The organism is Fluviicola chungangensis, assembly GCF_007558725.1.
Classification (GTDB): Bacteria; Bacteroidota; Bacteroidia; order Flavobacteriales_D; family Crocinitomicaceae; genus Fluviicola; species Fluviicola chungangensis.
Genome location: NZ_VLPL01000003.1, coordinates 221,873 through 238,447 on the forward strand (window position 1 = coordinate 221,873; position 16,575 = coordinate 238,447).

The window sequence follows — 16,575 nt, forward strand, 5'->3', positions numbered from 1 at the left end:
CAATAATACGGTTTTCGTTTATTTTTATTCCATTAACATCCTGAATTTGTCGAATGTGAAGATTAGTTATTGAATTGTGAATTTAAAGTAAAACCCTTTTAAATAAAGGGGTTTCAAATGATGTCACAGGTAGAAAAAAATAAACTGATCAGTCAATTGATAAGTTAATTTTCATGTCAACAATTGTTGATATGATTGATTAATCAACAAAAAGGGCTCTTACTTTTGTAAGAGCCCCTTCTATAATGAGTTCCGAATGGTTTTATTGAATAACCACTCTGAATACTTTTTCAGCGTTCTCAGTAGAAAGTTTAAAGAAGTAAGTACCTCTTTCAACTTCTTTCAAGTTCACTGTATTCGTTCCGGAAGGAATAGTTGTTCCGGTTTGAATTGTACGACCGTTGATATCTGTAATAACTAAATCAAAGTTTCCTGTAAATGTTGATTCAATGAATACAACACCTGTAGAAGGGTTTGGATAAAGCGATACTTCTTCCAAAGCACTTTCTTCTACTGACAAGTAATCACATGTTCCAACTGTTACCACCACATTTGCAGTATCATTCGGACAAACTCCGTTTCCTGAAATATAATCGTAGTTATACTGACCAGGGAAGTTTGCTGTTATTATTTGTGAGCTCGGAATAGGACTGTCTGACGGATCAAACCAGTTACCATTCAAATCCGCATTTCCGTTCAATCCTGCCAATAAGTCGATCGGCTCGTTTTTACATGCCGTAATTGAACCGTCTTGTCCCGCGTTAGAAGGCGCATAAATCTTCACTTGAGAGATGATTGAATCATACGCACATCCGTCTGTTACACGATATTGGATGTTATACGTATTGAAAGCAATGGCATCTGACAATAACAAGGAATCAACGATGCTGACATTCACTGCTGGGATGGACGATGACCAAACACCGCCGGTATTGTAGCCCGAAATAGTGTTGAATAGGTTTACAGTATCACCGACACATACGTTTGTTAACGGATTTGCAGTACCTGCATTCAGAATGATATCGGAAATACGAATTGCAAAGTTACCGTTGGTAGCATTAAATTTATCTACCATCAGATAATAAGTGTTTCCTGGTGTCAGATCACAAATCGTAAAATTCGGTGCGAGACTGGTTCCTCCGATCGCATCATCATTTGCTGCTAATAACGTAAATGTGTTGAAATCGGCACAGTTTGTCGCTGAATATACAGCAGCCTGTGAATTGAAATTGATCGCACTTCCGTCAATACGTACCTGACCGGTTGCAGGAGCAACAAAAGAATACCAAAGCGTACCGTTTAAGGTTGAGTTCACCCATCCGTCGGTTTGTTGAGAACCGGTAGCCGGAGGTGCAATATTCGTTTCATTAAGAGAAACGGTTGCTCCGGTTGTATTGAATGTATAATCCGTACCTAAAAGCAGGGCTTCCTGATCACAAACGATGTCGTTCGTTGCAGGCATCACAACCGAAATAGGTCCTACCCAGTTGGAAGTGTCATTTGTACCGGCACATGCTGCCTGAACATATACCTGGTAAACGCCTGAAGCAATTAGTGATGCATCAAAGATCGTATCAGAAAAGTCAATACCTGATGCAGAAACGATTGTTCCGTTTCCTAGAGCAAACCCGTTCATTCCGTATTGAACATTGAATCCTGTTACAGGGAATACAGGGCTTGATTGGTTCCAGTTCCATGTCAATTCAAGAGAATCAATGTCTGTGGTTCCAGCAAGTGTTGTAATATCGGAACAATTAGGTAATGTAGTAAATTGTACGAAGAATCCGTCGGAAGTCAAATTATCTGCCTGACACTCTGAGTAAATATATACATCATAAGTAGTCATTTGATCTAATGTAAATCCGAAATTGGTATCAGATGTCGTCAATTCCAATGTATCGATTGCCTGTCCCGGAATTGAAGGATCAAACCCTTCCAAACCATAAACGAGTGTCCATGAAGTTTCTCCGTAAAGTCCCGGATCCCAGTTTAACTGCGCGTCATCCGTTGCCGGTATCACGATCATGTTTTGAACATTCGGACATAATGCGTAATAGAAGTGAACACATGAATTGTTTTGCAGGTATGTCTGGCTATTATTAGAGACATTGATATCCGTTGTAGGACCTGACAAACCGATGTCAGCGTTTCCTGCATAATCGTCTGCTGTTTCGGATCCACCGAATACCACATCGTCATAGACATAGTAAATCTCTCCGGTTGCTTCATACATCTGGATTTGGAATGTAACCGTACCGGCACCATTACTAAAGTTGTTCTGATTGTTCCATTGGAAAATAGCCACCTGGTTCGGAGTTGTTCCGGTCACCTGGTAGTATACATTTCCGGTTTCGTCATCCATATCATCACCCCATGGGAACAAATAGTCACCAGTGATGGTTGTCATGTTTCCGCCATAACCTACAGCACCTGAAAGTGTCCCAAGCTGAATTCCGCCGTTGTTTCCAACCGTTAAATCCGTGATGGAACCTCCCTGGTAAGGGAATGCAAAAGGAAGCGTGATACCTGTTTCCGAGTCATCTGTTAAGTTCAAATCCGTTCCCGTTCCTGAAATATCAAAGAATCCCATTGTAGGACACTCATTATCCCATGCAAGGAATCCCGGATCTGTGCTAAATGCGAACGGTCCTGCCCAATCAGATGTAGCAATACAGCCAGCCTGAACATAAAACTCGTATGCTGTATTTTCTGTTAATCCTGAAATAGCAATGGTGTCATTACTTGCAGGGACCATTATTCCTGTTCCCGGAGTGAATCCTGCTGGACCATACTCCACATTCCAGGTCGTTTCACTTCCTTGAGGTGTCCATGTTAACTGACCGTTAAAATACGTTACATTCAGAGCATTCAGGTTTTGAGGAGCGCCCGGTTCAGTCACTACGATCGTGTTAGGAGCACTAAGCGCCATGGTTGCATCTTGCGCAACAATCGAATAAGTGCCTGCTGTAAGGTTTGTCGGGATCGCACCGAAAGGACCTCCGTTAACAGAATACATAAATGGAGCAGTACCACAATCTATACTGTCAAGAGCAAAAGAACCATCCGTCAAGTCGTTACAGGAAATATCAATCGGTGACAAATAAACAACCACAGGATTTACGTTTACAGTTACCAATTCGCGGTTTGCGCTATAACATCCTCCAAGTGTAGAAGCTACATAGAAATCATATGATCCGTTAGTTGCGGTTGGAAGTACGGAAGAACCCACTGTTTCAAACGGAGTTCCGGTTCCTACTACGTTTCCTCCTGTTGGAGCATCAAACCAAGTAGCAGAAGAAGGCATAGGAATGGTGTAATTAACCGTACCATTGAAAGCTCTGTTGGCATTAACTCCACCGAAAAGTGAACATAATCCTGCACCTGCAGTAATTGTCATGTCTGCATTAGTATAGTTTGTTGCCCCTGATACAGTCGTATATTGAGCTCCATAGTTTACATAGATAGCGTAAAGGGAAGAAGCTGGGATTAGCAAATCTGCAATATCGACATTCACTGGTGTTCCTGAAGTTCCTGTAATCGGGTAAGTTCCCATGGAAGTCCAATTTCCTGCAGTCGTTTCACTTCCCAAATAAGTACCGGTCTTGTAAAAAACCTCAACAGTTTGAGCTCCGTTAACGTTTGGAATGATATCCAGACTTGTTAGGTTCACCGGGTTTGCATTCGTTGTGATATTGAACATTGCACCGCCGCCACAACCGTTTCCACCTGCGGAAGTTGTAGACAATGAACCTGGTGAATTCGATGTCGTTGTTGCAGAGATCAGACCTGATGTAGCTCCCGTACAAATATTTAAGTAAGGATTGCTAACAGTCGGATCGTTTGGAATTTGGCTGTCAACTGTAACTGTAACACCGCTTGTTGGTGACCAGCATTGAGTAGCTGTTTCAAAAGCAGCTACATAGTAAGTTCCTGTTGTGGTAACATTATAGGGTGTAGCAGCACTTTCTGTGTTGCTAGAACCGTTTAATGTAGTTCCCTGCCAATAATATTCGGTACCAACTGGTGCTGCCGGAACCGAAATGGTTGTTCCTGGGACACAAGCGGGATTTGCCAAAGCAACCGGTGCCGGAGGTGTTGGAGCAACCGGGAAGTTGGTTACCGTAATAGAAGATTCAGTAGACCATGCATTAAGAAGTGTATTAAATGCACGTACATAATAGGTACCGTTTGCAAAGACAGTCCATGGAGATGAAGCAGGGTCTGTGGTGCTGGTTCCTGTTGGTGTTGTTTGCCAGTACCAGATTTCGTCCGTATTAGCAGGAGATCCTGTCACTGTTAAATCTGATCCTCCGGAACAGGTTGGAGTTCCGACAGCTTGTGTAGGCGCTGGTGGAACAGCCGGAGCGGCTCCCCAAATGAAATAAGTACCGGACGACGGAGCTGTTACGGTAGAGCCTAGAGTAATTCCCTGGGCATTTGTAGTACCAGCTGTTGTAGCGAGCCAAGAGGTTGTAGAAGTTCGGTTATTAAAGTCTGTTGCGGTTGTACCCCCAAGTCCAACATGTGTATTCGTAGAAGAACTGGTACCGAATGTACAGGATCCGTACATCACCTGAACATAGTTGGAGGTCTCAAATAAACGAATCTGAAAGTTAAGTGCATCTCCTGTTCCGGTTGTACCGAAACGTTTGTAATTTGTCCATTGTACTACACAGATACGGTTTGGAGCAGTTCCAATGGTTTCTACACGAATTTCTGCACCTGTCTGAGCTTGTAAGTCACGTGCTATCCCCGCAATACGGTTTCGTAATAGTGATGGGGTGTTGGTTGCTGTTGACGACAAGGCAGTGTATGAGCTGGAAGAGGCAATATCTACAGATGGGGTCAATGAAGACTGTCCCAATGAAATCCAACCGTTGTTGTTGATTGCCAATCGATCAAATACAATCCCGTTGTATGTGAAGTTAAACCCGATTGGAATTCCCACACCTGTAAGAGTTGTTCCTCCCGCAGGAGTAGCAGGATCAACAAATCGCTGATCGTCAGAAGTTGTGGTTCCAAAAACGGTACCTCCGGTGATTGGAGTATAAGTTCCCGATAATTGGTTAAAAGCGTAACCCGATACCTGCGCCCGGGCATGTTCTCCAAATAGGACCATCGCCCATAGCATAAGCATAGAGAAAATTTGGTAGTAATTTTTGTTCATAAAATTCAGTTTAAGCAAAAGTAATTTGTTTGTTAACGCCGATTTTAGAGAGCCAGACCAAATTGATAAATGATTTATCAATAAATGTTAATGTAAGTTACGAAATTTTCTCTTTTTTTCAGCTAAAACGATCATTTTTTTCGACAAACTATTTTCTTAATTCGACTAAAGAAACAATTTGATAGAAAATTTTTTTTTGAATTGATTTTAAGAAACGAACAAGTTCAAAAAAAATAACCGTTTTTAAAACAAAAACCCCTCCTGAACAGGAAGGGTTTTTGTTTGTTATCATGTTAATCTGGTTATTGGATTACTACTCTGATTACTTTTTGAGCGTTTTCATTTGAAAGTGTGAAGAAGTAAGTCCCTCTTTCGACATCTTTCAGATTTACGGTATTCATTCCGGCAGAGATCGTATTCTGACCTGTTTGGATCACCCGCCCATTTACATCCGTTACAACCAGGTTAAAATTACCTGTGGCGAATGATGATTCTATAAAGACAATTCCGCTGGATGGGTTCGGGTAAACCGAAATTTGTTCCAATGCGGCTTCATCGACTGACAACCAGTTACAATTTGTACTAACTGTAACCACCACATTTGCAGTGTCATCCGGACAAATACCGTTCCCTGAGACGTAGTCATAATTGTATTGACCCGGGAAATTTGCAGTGGTAATTTGAGAGTTCGGTAATAGGATATCCGACGGGTCATACCAATCACCGTTCAAATCGGCATTTCCGTTCAATCCTGCCAACAAATCTATCGGTTCGTTCTTGCATGCAGTAATAGAACCGTCTTGTCCGGCATTGGACAACGGATAAATTTTCACTTGTGATATGATGGAATCGTAAGCACAACCATCTGTTACGCGGTATTGTAAATCGAAGGTTTGGTATGCAAGTCCTGCAGTATTGAACATAGAACCGTTAATACTTGCGTTAACCGCTGCAATCGAAGATGACCAGATACCACCGGTATTGTTACCGGTAATGGTAGTGAACAGATCAACCACCGTTCCCGTACAAACTTCGGTTACCGGTTGAGCGGATCCACCTTCCAGAACAATTCCCGACACATTCAGACTGAAGTTACCTGATGTTCCGTCAAACTTATCATACATGATGTAATAGGTTGAACCTGGAGTTAAGCCGCAAACTGTAAAGTTCGGAGCTAAACTTGTACCATCAATCTCATCATCATTTGCTGCAATGAACGTAAATGTATTGAAGTCAGCACAGTTTACAGCGGAGTAAACGGCGGCCTGACCGTTGTACGCAATGGCGGTTGAGTTGATTCGAACCGAACCGGATGCAGGAGCTACGAATGTATACCACAATGTTCCGTTCAGGGTAGAGTTTACCCATCCATCAGTTGTTTGAGCACCCGTTGCGGCAGGAGCAATGTTGGTTTCGTTTAGAGAAACCGCAGCACCGTTATTGTTAAAGGTATATGTTTGACCTAATTGGAGTGATTCCTGGCTGCAAACAATATCATTTGTAAGTGGCATAATAATCGTGAAAGGTCCGGAGAAGGCGGAAGTATCGCCCGTTGTACAAACAGCCTGAATGTAAACCTGGTAAACTCCTGACCCCATTAGATTCGAGTCGAAAATGGTATCCGACAGATCAACACCATTCGCAGCTACGATTGTTCCTGACCCTAATTGGAAACCTGTCATTCCATATTGGATATTGAATGATTGGATCGGGAAAACAGGGCTGGATGCTGTCCATGCCCATGTTAACTCCAATGAATCCGGATCCGATGTTCCGTTGATTGATGCAGGGTTAGAACAATACGGCAGTGTTGTGAAATCATGAACCAATGCCAAAGAAGTATCGCCGTTTGCACAATTTGCGTAAATGTAGATCGTGTAATCCGTTAATTGCGTCAAAGACGAAATACTTGAGAAGCTGTTTGTTTCATTTAAAATGGTTCCTGTACCCGGAGTGAATCCCTGAGGACCGTATTCGATGATCCAGTTTGTTTCGTTGGAAGAACCAACAGTCCAGCCAAATTGGATTTCATCCGCGCCTAAGTATGTCGTTACGAAGTTTTGAGGTTTCGGACAATCCGTGTAGTAAAAATGGACACATGAGTTGTCTTGCAGGTAAGCAGAACTATTCATTGACACGTTAATATTCTGAGTACCACGAACACCAATTTCTGCATCGGCACCATTATTATAAGAGGCGTTATCGTGATTTACATCCTCGTAAACAAAATAGATTTCATTTGTCGCCTCTTCGATGATTAATTCGAAAGTAGTTCCGTCTGTACCCAATGAAGAGAAGTAGTGTGCAACATCTGACCACATCACAATGAATTTACGGTTTGGAGCAACTCCGACTGTTTCGTAATAAACACCGTCATAAGGAGTATTCAAATCCTGAACATATGGATATAACCCATTTCCTGCCACCATCGTGTAGCCAACCTGAGCACTCTGAGAACCCAATACGACTCCACCGTTGTTTCCGATCGTGATATCATTGATTAAAGATCCCTGATACAGAAGCGGGAATGGCAATGTTAATCCGAATTCAGAGTCATCAGTTGTATTTGTATTTGTTCCGGTACCGGAAATATCTATAAATCCACCAGTAGGACAATCATTAGACCAATCGATATAGATTCCCTGGTTATACGTGTTAAATGTTAATGGACCTGTATAGTAAGATGAGTCTGTAGATGAGCAGATCGCCAACACATACACCTGGTAGAATGAGTTCGGAGTCAAATTGGTCAGTGTAAAAGGATTCGTAGTTGCTACAACAGAATCTCCCGTTCCAAGTACAAATCCCGGAGGGCCATATTGAATTTGCCAGGAAGTTTCAGCTCCTCCTACAGTCCAGCCAAGATCGATTTCCGTATCTGTCGCTCCAAGATTTGTCAAACCGGTTGGTTGAGGACATGTTGGAGCCGGAGCGATATTTACAAAATAATCTTCTGTTTCTCCCCAGGTATACGTTCCGCATGGTGTGATGTTTCCGATAACCGTTGTTTCAACCGTGATAACACGCATACGTGTAGTTCCAAGAGTTGCAGTTAATGGAATTAAAACAGTTCCGATTTCATTGTGAGGGCCAACAGTGGCAGTTGCAGATGCGTATACTTCTTCTCCAGGATCTGAAAACAGTCCGTTTTGATTGTAGTCAATGTATACTTTCGTCATATTGCTAAAGTTTCCGCCACAGGTTCCTACCTGAACATTTAAGTTGTAATTAACTGTTCGTGCAAGGGTCGGTGCAGGAAGCGCCGTGTAATTGGAATACTGGTTTTGCATGGAACCAGCTCCACCGGTCGTTGAACAGGTAGAAGTATTGTTTAAAGTACCAATGCTTACCCCTAAGATTTCTTCATCGGCGGTGCTGGTAGAATTACTGTTACAGTAACAGTTAATAAAATTGCTGGTAGTGACAAGAAGAGCGGCACTTGTATCGGACAATCCTCCGCAAGTCATATAAACACGGTAATAAGTGTCCGCAGTTTGGTTGGAAATATACGTGCTGTTCGTTGCGCCTGAAATATCGGAAAAAGTACCTGCAGCACCCGTTAAAGAGCTTTGCCATTGATAGGTTTGTCCTGTTCCTCCTGTTCCTCCCAAAATGGAAAGGGTATTATTTACAGAAGGACAGATTGGATTGTTTGCCGCAGAAACGGTACCGGCAGTCGGAGGTGAAGTACAAGGTACGGCAGGAATGAATGTAATCCCACCGATCAAACCTCGCGGATAATTCGCAGGAGTGGAAGGGTACACTGTTCCTCCCCATGAAATTCCATCGCCCGTTAACAAGTTAACACCGCCACCGCTAAAGGTGTTTGTTCCGGCACCTGAAGTAAGGGTCGAATATTGCATAGTTGTTGCTGACAAGCCAAGTTGGTAAGTCGCTCCTGCAGGAATGGTTAAGGACAAAGAAGAAAGGCAAGTAACGATCCCATTTGCTGTGTTGGAATTGGAAACAACTCCGGTTCCGGCAGAAATCCACCCGTTTTGTCCTGATCCTACGGTTCCAAAATCCCAGGGTGCCGCATTGTCAACAAAAGGTGTCGTACGATAAAGCAGTTCAATATTATTCGTTGTAGTAGTCCCTAAATGACATTGGACATCGGTAATAATGATATCAAAAGCATTGGTGTTTTGAACATTGAACGTAACGGATCCATTTCCGTTGTTGTTTGGATGTGTGGTGTTTATCACCGTTTGGCCGTATATAAAACAGCTAAATAGGCAGAATAAACCCAGCCAGAGTAATTTTTTATTCATAATCTTCAGTTTCCAGCAAAAGTATGCAAAACGGATATTCCAAAAAATGTTAATGCTGGCTTTAACTGCTGGTATTTGAGTTTGTTAGCTGGCGAAAAATGTTCTTTTTTTTGCATTTAGTATCTCCGAATGAATATTCTATCGGTTCCAATGACCATTTCGTCGATTAACAGAACATGAATTTTTTATCAACAAGTTGTTTATTTAACAAAAAATTGCTTGATCTATCAATTAATAACATTTACAATTGAAAAAATCTGGTTTATCGTTTTGTTAAAATCAGGAAAGAAGATCCCGCTTTTTGAAAGTAAAATTGCCTTTTTAAAAAAGTGTAAAGAAGCACAGAATGATTAATTTTGTTTCTTATGAAAGAATTAAACGGTAAAGTTGCTCTTGTGGCTGGAAGCACGCAGGGTATCGGAAAAGCGGTTGCATTGAAATTGGCTGAAATGGGTGCCAATGTGGTTTTACTGGCTCGTAATGAAGAAAAATTGAAACAGGTGAAGGAAGAACTTTCTCAGGAAGACGGGCAAGTACATGATTACCTGGTGGTTGACTTTACCAATCCTTCTGATTTAAAAAACAAGATTACGGATTACATCTCCAAGGGAAAAGGGATCGATATTTTAATTAACAACACCGGCGGACCGAAAGCAGGGCCAATTATTGACGCGGACATCAGCGAGTTTTTGGCAGCCTTTAATCAGCATCTGATCTGTAACCATATTCTGGTTCAGGCTGTGGTTCCCGGAATGAAAAAATTGGGTGGAGGCAGAATAGTGAATATTATTTCTACCAGTGTAAAACAGCCTCTTCCGGGATTGGGAGTTTCGAATACCATCCGTGGGGCAGTTGGGAATTGGAGCAAAACCCTTGCAAATGAATTGGGACAATTCAATATCACTGTAAATAATGTACTTCCGGGGGCAACAAATACGACCCGGCTTCAGGAAATTGCATCAAATAAATCTGCAAAGACCGGGGATTCGGTAGATGCTATTTTTGAGGAAATGGCTGACGAATCGCCAATGAAGCGAATTGCCAAGCCCGAAGAGATTGCAGCTGCTGTTGCATTCCTGGCATCTTCTGCGGCAAGCTACATCAATGGGATTAACATTCCTGTTGACGGAGGAAGAACGAAATCACTTTAAGACATTTACGTGACCGACAATCTCATCAGAGATATTTGACCTGGAGGTGTACTTGATCTTATAGGTATATGTTCCGTCCGGAACGGGCAAATCTTTGTACGTTCCGTCCCATTCCCAGCGAATACTGTTGGAATGAAAAACCAGTTGTCCCCAGCGATCATAAATTGTCACGTCCACATCCCGGATGTTAATCATGGATGCCTTGAAGGTGTTGTTGAACTGGTTTCCGTCAGGAGTAAAGGTATTTGGAACATAGATCCAATATTCTTCCTGGATAGTTATCGGTTTCACTATAGTATCCTTGCAACCGAGGTAATTGGTCGCGATAAGCGTGACATAATAAGTTCCCGGAACATCATACGTATTATTGGGATGAACCAGGGTAGAGGTCTGCCCGTCACCGAATTCCCATTCGTAGGTATTTCCTCCGACGGTCAGGTTTTGAAATGTAATCGGTAAATCCTCAAATAAGAGATGACTCGAAATAATAAAATTTGCAACTGGTTCAATAACTGTTACGGTAGTTGTTCCCTCAACGGTGAAAGTTTGACATTCATCCGAAACGGAAACCGTATAGGAAGTAGTTGTGTATGGATTTACAAACACCTGAGCAGTTGTTTCATCGCTGTGAAACCAATCGTAAAAATATTGTCCATACCCGCCTGTTGCACTCACACTGATCGGAACTGTGTCTCCCGGACAAATAATCTGATTCGGTGACATGGTCAATACCAAAGGAGGACTTGTAATTGTATACATGACACTGTCGATGGATGAAACACCACACTGATCGGTTACTTCAACATAATACATCGTACTGGTACTTGGGATCACATCCAGGGTATCATTTGTTCCCAGGACTGTACCGTTGGCAAGATGCCATGAATAAACAAAATTCCCTGCACCGCCGCTAATTTGCGCAGTTAATTCTTTTGGTACGTAAGGGCATATTTCTGTAATATCCGGAGTTGTTACGATGCCAATTGGCGGATAGACCGGAACAGTGACCGTTCCAACAGCATTCGCTGTCTGATGCAAGCAGGCATCGGTAACCGAAACCGTATAGTTTTGCGTTGCGGGAGGATTGACTGTAATGGAAGCCGTGGTTTCACCCGTGCTCCAGAGAATGGTATACGGACCTGATCCGCCGCTGGGAACTGCTGTCAATTCTGCCTCATCTTGCGGGCAAAGTTTATCCACTGAATTTACAGTTACCTGAACCGGCTGAATATCATCGATCTTGAGGTGAAGCTCTAAAGGATTAGATCCGCCACATGGATCCGGAACTGCAAAAATCAAATCAATGGTTTCTACTCCTTCCGTGAGTCCGTCAGCTAAGGCATTGAATGTGAATTGAACGGTATTTTGACCGGCAGGAAAAGTAACAGAATTTGGGATACTCGTGTAATCCACACCTTCGGTAGCGGTTCCACCAACGGTAATCGGAACTGTAGTTGCACTTGCAGTTGATCCGTTCCGTTTTAAGGTAACGGTTGTAGATACGCATCCCTCGGCCATGGTCACTCCATCATTGAAAGCGTCGAATGACATGACATAATCTACTTCAACCGGAACTTTGGAAGTCAAACTGTTTGCTTCAAGGAAAATTCCCGAGTCGAAAATTCCATCTCCGGCATCTGCAATGGCAATGATTAAGTGATAAGTCTGTCCGCATTGAACTTTGGAAACAGCTTCCAATACTTTGGTAAATCCGTCATACTGAATGTATGAAGATGACCCGTTATAAGGACTTTGGTTTCCGTTTCCGTTATTGACGAAATACGCCGGGTTGCTGGCGCCACATGCTCCGATACCACTTCCGGTTCCTCCCGGATTTCCTCCGTTTACGTTGTTAATAGTTACGGTTGCGCCGTTTGGCAATTTGGCCATGTTCGCCGTTCCTCCCGGGATTCCCGGTCCTGAAATGAAAAATGCGAAAGCGTCATTGAATTGGGAGCAAACGTATTCGGGGTATTCTTCCGAACCAAAGACATATTTGAAACGCACCGTATCGGAATAAGGAATGAAATCGAATTCCAGAATAGCGGCATTGTAGGTGCTCGCGCCGGCCTGGGTAGTTAAGGCCCCAAAACCCGGATAATTATTATCCACTCCTGAATTGGATGAATTATTTGGTCCTTGCGGACCGCTTCCGTTGTTCGCGATAGTTCCGGTTGTGATTACAACTCCTGAATTGATTCCGAGGTTGGTGCCGTTTGCGGTAAATTTGCCCAGAGCAGCAGAAGCACCGGAATAATTGATATTTGAAACAGTAACTCCGGGACCAAGCAAGGTATTTTGAACTAATGAAGCAGCACTTTGAGGAGATGTGACCAGCTGGCCCATCAGGGAAAGAGGAAAAAGAAGTGCTATAAGACAAATTAGCTTCATATGTAAATAACGTTCCGTAAATGGAATAGTTGTTTGCCTAAATACAAAAAGCGAACCAAAATGGAAATATACTGATTAAACGGTAGGAATCAATGATTTATCAGTCAAAAAAAATCATAAAATCAATTGAATATTCCCTGAAGCCCGCATAGGTTTGCATAAGTTCCTCCCAGGGCGATTAAATCCCGGTGTTTTCCGCGCTCAATAATCTGTCCTTTTGACAGGACTAAAATTTCATCTGCATTAATAATCGTACTCATTCTGTGAGCAATAATCAGGGAAGTCCGGTCTTTCATTAATTCATCCAAAGCTCCCTGAACAATGCGTTCACTTTCCGTATCCAAAGCAGAAGTTGCTTCGTCCAGAATCAAAATGGACGGATCTTTCAAAACTGCCCTCGCGATGCTTAATCGCTGTTTTTGTCCGCCTGAAAGTTTATTTCCCCGTTCTCCGATCACTGTATCGTACCCGTTCTCCAATTGATCGATGAAACTGTCTGCATGTGCAATTTTGGCAGCCTTCACAATGAGTTCCATGGAAACATCGTCTCTTCCGAAGGCGATATTATTTCGCACGGTATCGTTAAAAAGGATTGATTCCTGGGAAACAATCCCGATATTTTTATGTAAATCTTCCAATCCGTATTCTTTGATATTGATATCATCAATGTAGATTGCTCCTTCATTGACATCGTAAAAACGGGGAAGCAAATCGGCTATAGTGGATTTCCCGCTTCCGGATTCTCCAACCAAAGCGATGGTCTTACCGCGTTTCAGGTCGAAATTGATATTCTTCAAAACCCATTCGTCTTTGTATTTGAAACTCACACCTTCCAATCTAATATCGTTTTTCAGTCCGTGCAGTTTTTTCGGATTTTCGGTCTCGTAAATGCTTTCATTGGTGTCTAGAATTTCATTGATTCGATCACGTGAAGCTTCTGCTTTGTTGAGATTTCCGACAGCTGTTGCAATTCCCTGGATGGGTCTCAATAATTGGGAGAAAACAATGATGAAGGTAATGAATTCTTCTCCGGTGAGGCTGTCCGCATCATTATTCAGTATCATCACTCCACCAAACCAAACCAGGCAGATCATGACTGCTGCTCCTAAGAATTCGTTCAAAGGTGGGGAAAGGTCCTTTTTGCGGAAAGTGCGTGTAACTAATTGCTGATGCCTTAAGTTGATCTTACGGAAACGTTCCGTCATGAATGGAATCGCATTGAACGCTTTAATTATTTTGATTCCTCCCAAGGCCTCTTCAATGGTGGAAAAAACGATCCCGTTTTGTTCTTGCTGCAATTTAGCCGTACGTTTCAAACTTTTCCCGATCCGTGAAATCACAAAGGCAGAGACCGGAAGCAAAATAAAGGAAATCAGGGTCAGCTGCGGACTGATATATAACAACGATCCGACAGTTATAATAATAGCAATGGGTTCTCTGTAGATTAATTCCAGGATAGCTACTACTGCAATTTCAATTTCTCCTACATCGCTGTTCATGCGCGACATCAAATCTCCTTTTCGTTCCTCTGTATAGAACGAAAGCGGAAGTTTCATGGCTTTCGAAAAGATTTTGTCCTTTACATCTCGGACCACTGCCATTCGCAGTTGAGATTGGTACCAAATTGCACCATAACGGGTGAGATTTTTTAGGAAAAAGGCAACAAGGACAGAAATACAAACGAATAACAGAGCATATTTCGGGTCTTCTTTCACCATTTCCTGCATGGTATAGTTGTAAAGGTCTTTGCAGTAAATAAAAAAATCTGTGAAACCTCCATTATAAATGGGCTTTGGAAGATTAGTGATCTGGCCGGGTCTAAAAATCAATTGCAGGAACGGGATAAACAAGATCATGGAAATGAGGTTGAATATCACAAACAACAAGTTGTAAAAGATCGTAAGTATCGCCGGGGCTTTATACGAAAATGTGTATTTATGGAATGCTAATATTGATTTCATGCAGTACAAAGATATGTTTTTGTTGTCCTTTGTGTATGAACGAGTTTACAATTCTTAACTTTGCAGCATGAGTTCAATTAGACAAAACCGAATTGAAGGCGTAATTCAAGAGGAATTATCGACTTATTTTCAACGTAATGCACGGGAGATTTGCTTAGGCGCAATGGTCAGTGTGACGATTGTAAGAGTAACTTCCGATCTGTCTTTGGCACGCATTTATTTATCTGTTTTTGCCGGTCCGGATAAAAAGGAAGTCCTGGAAAATATTCAGCAGCATTCCCGCAAAATCCGTGGGGAAGTGGGGAAGCGTTTGAAGAATATGCACAAAATTCCGGAATTGTTGTTTTACATTGACGATTCATTGGATTATGCTGAAACCATCGATAAATTATTGAAAGATTAAGGTCTCGTTTTTCATAGCAAGAAGATACCTTCGGTATACCCGAAAGCAACGCAACCTCGTCAATTGGATTACGCGGGTTTCGGTTGTGGGAATTGCTGTTATCACTGCGGCATTGGTCATTATTTTATCCGCCTTCAACGGTATCGAACAGATGGTTTCCAGGTTGTATTCGGATTATGATCCTTCCATTTCGATGCGATCTCTGGAGGGTAAAACCTTCGATTCTACTGCGGTAAACCTGAACGATCTGCGTAAAGTTCCGGGTGTAATTTCCCTTTCCAAAGCCATTGAAGAAACAGTAATCATCAAACATGGAAAAAAATGGATCAACGCACGAATGGTAGGTGTGGATTATTCTTTTACAGAGGCTTGTAACCTGGAAAAGCACCTGGTTGATGGTTATCCATACCTGGAAGAGAACGGGGAGCCGACTGCAGTGATCGGAGCGAGTTTGCTGGACAAAATTGACGGATACATTTCGGAAATGGATGGTTACGAGGAATTGACATTGTACACTCCTTTGAGAGATGCTTCGATTGCGCGTTTGAAAAGTCCGTTCAAAGTTTCTCCACTAAAGGTGGTAGGAAGAATGAATTTCAATAAGGATGTGAATATGTCTGATCTTTTAGTCCCGATCAACTATGCGGAAGTTCAGTTGAATTACGGCACAGATATAACAGCTATTTATTTTCACATTAAGAAAGAAAATATTGAATCCGTTAAAGAGATCCTCGTAGCTAAATTCGGAAAGAAATTCCTGATTAAAACGGCGGCTGAAAAGAATGAGCTGATCTTTAAGACAAGTGAAAGCGAAAAGAAAATCGTTGTTTTAATCCTGCTTTTCATTTTCATTTTGGCCGCATTTAACTTAGTTGCTTCGCTCAATATGTTGTTCATAGAGAAAAAGGAAAATATCGAAACCATGGAGCGTTTTGGTGCTACGAAGCGATTCATTTTTCAGATTTTCTTTTTTGAGGGAATTTTAATTGCGTTTAAAGGAATCCTGATCGGGTTGGTTTTGGGAGTTGGTGTGTGTTTGCTGCAAATGCAGTTTGTTTTATTACAAATGCCGAATTCGGGTGGAGAAGCATTCCCGATGATTTTGCAGGTGAAGGATGTGCTCTTTATTTTTGCAATGGTGGTGATTTTGAGTGTGTTGTCGTCTTATTTTCCGGTGCGCTATTTGGTTAAGCGGACAATAGACGGGATTTGATACCGCGGCTTTTTGTGA

General features: G+C 42.2%; 7 protein-coding genes. 3 read left to right on the forward strand and 4 right to left on the reverse strand.

Going from position 1 to position 16,575, the window contains the following annotated elements:
• Positions 1-262: 262 nt before the first annotated feature.
• Both FO442_RS07275 and FO442_RS07280 read right to left on the reverse strand, forming a co-directional pair.
• On the reverse strand, positions 263-5,167 hold the full coding sequence (locus FO442_RS07275) for a T9SS type A sorting domain-containing protein (protein ID WP_144332507.1): 4,905 nt from the start codon (positions 5,165-5,167) through the stop codon (positions 263-265).
• A gap of 302 nt (positions 5,168-5,469) precedes the next feature.
• The gene (locus FO442_RS07280) at positions 5,470-9,438 is read right to left on the reverse strand and encodes a GEVED domain-containing protein (protein ID WP_144332508.1); all 3,969 of its coding nucleotides are present in this window, start codon (positions 9,436-9,438) and stop codon (positions 5,470-5,472) included.
• A 365-nt stretch (positions 9,439-9,803) separates the two neighbouring features.
• Here FO442_RS07280 and FO442_RS07285 point away from each other — a divergent pair, with 365 nt between their 5' ends.
• Positions 9,804-10,589, forward strand: coding sequence for an SDR family oxidoreductase (locus FO442_RS07285; protein ID WP_144332509.1), 786 nt, complete (start codon positions 9,804-9,806; stop codon positions 10,587-10,589).
• Here FO442_RS07285 and FO442_RS07290 read toward each other — a convergent pair.
• Together FO442_RS07290 and FO442_RS07295 are read right to left on the reverse strand one after the other, a co-directional pair.
• Positions 10,581-12,980 carry a choice-of-anchor L domain-containing protein gene (locus FO442_RS07290; protein ID WP_144332510.1) on the reverse strand — a complete coding sequence of 800 codons (2,400 nt, stop codon included), beginning with the start codon at positions 12,978-12,980 and terminating at the stop codon, positions 10,581-10,583. The genes FO442_RS07285 and FO442_RS07290 overlap by 9 nt on opposite strands.
• A 122-nt stretch (positions 12,981-13,102) precedes the next feature.
• Complete coding sequence (locus FO442_RS07295; RefSeq protein WP_144332511.1) at positions 13,103-14,941, reverse strand: ABC transporter ATP-binding protein; 1,839 nt, start codon at positions 14,939-14,941, stop codon at positions 13,103-13,105.
• A gap of 67 nt (positions 14,942-15,008) precedes the next feature.
• Between FO442_RS07295 and rbfA the strand changes: the two genes are divergently transcribed.
• Together rbfA and FO442_RS07305 are read left to right on the forward strand one after the other, a co-directional pair.
• Complete coding sequence (rbfA, locus tag FO442_RS07300; RefSeq protein WP_144332512.1) at positions 15,009-15,344, forward strand: 30S ribosome-binding factor RbfA; 336 nt, start codon at positions 15,009-15,011, stop codon at positions 15,342-15,344.
• An 85-nt stretch (positions 15,345-15,429) separates the two neighbouring features.
• Positions 15,430-16,557 carry an ABC transporter permease gene (locus tag FO442_RS07305; RefSeq protein WP_144332513.1) on the forward strand — a complete coding sequence of 376 codons (1,128 nt, stop codon included), beginning with the start codon at positions 15,430-15,432 and terminating at the stop codon, positions 16,555-16,557.
• The last annotated feature ends 18 nt before the right edge of the window (positions 16,558-16,575 follow it).

Excerpts from the sequence above, each read along its gene's own strand:
- FO442_RS07275 (WP_144332507.1), bottom strand. The coding sequence starts at position 5,167 with ATGAACAAAAATTACTACCAAATTTTCTCTATGCTTATGCTATGGGCG.
- FO442_RS07280 (WP_144332508.1), bottom strand. The coding sequence starts at position 9,438 with ATGAATAAAAAATTACTCTGGCTGGGTTTATTCTGCCTATTTAGCTGT.
- FO442_RS07285 (WP_144332509.1), top strand. The coding sequence starts at position 9,804 with ATGAAAGAATTAAACGGTAAAGTTGCTCTTGTGGCTGGAAGCACGCAG.
- FO442_RS07290 (WP_144332510.1), bottom strand. The coding sequence starts at position 12,980 with ATGAAGCTAATTTGTCTTATAGCACTTCTTTTTCCTCTTTCCCTGATG.
- FO442_RS07295 (WP_144332511.1), bottom strand. The coding sequence starts at position 14,941 with ATGAAATCAATATTAGCATTCCATAAATACACATTTTCGTATAAAGCC.
- rbfA (WP_144332512.1), top strand. The coding sequence starts at position 15,009 with ATGAGTTCAATTAGACAAAACCGAATTGAAGGCGTAATTCAAGAGGAA.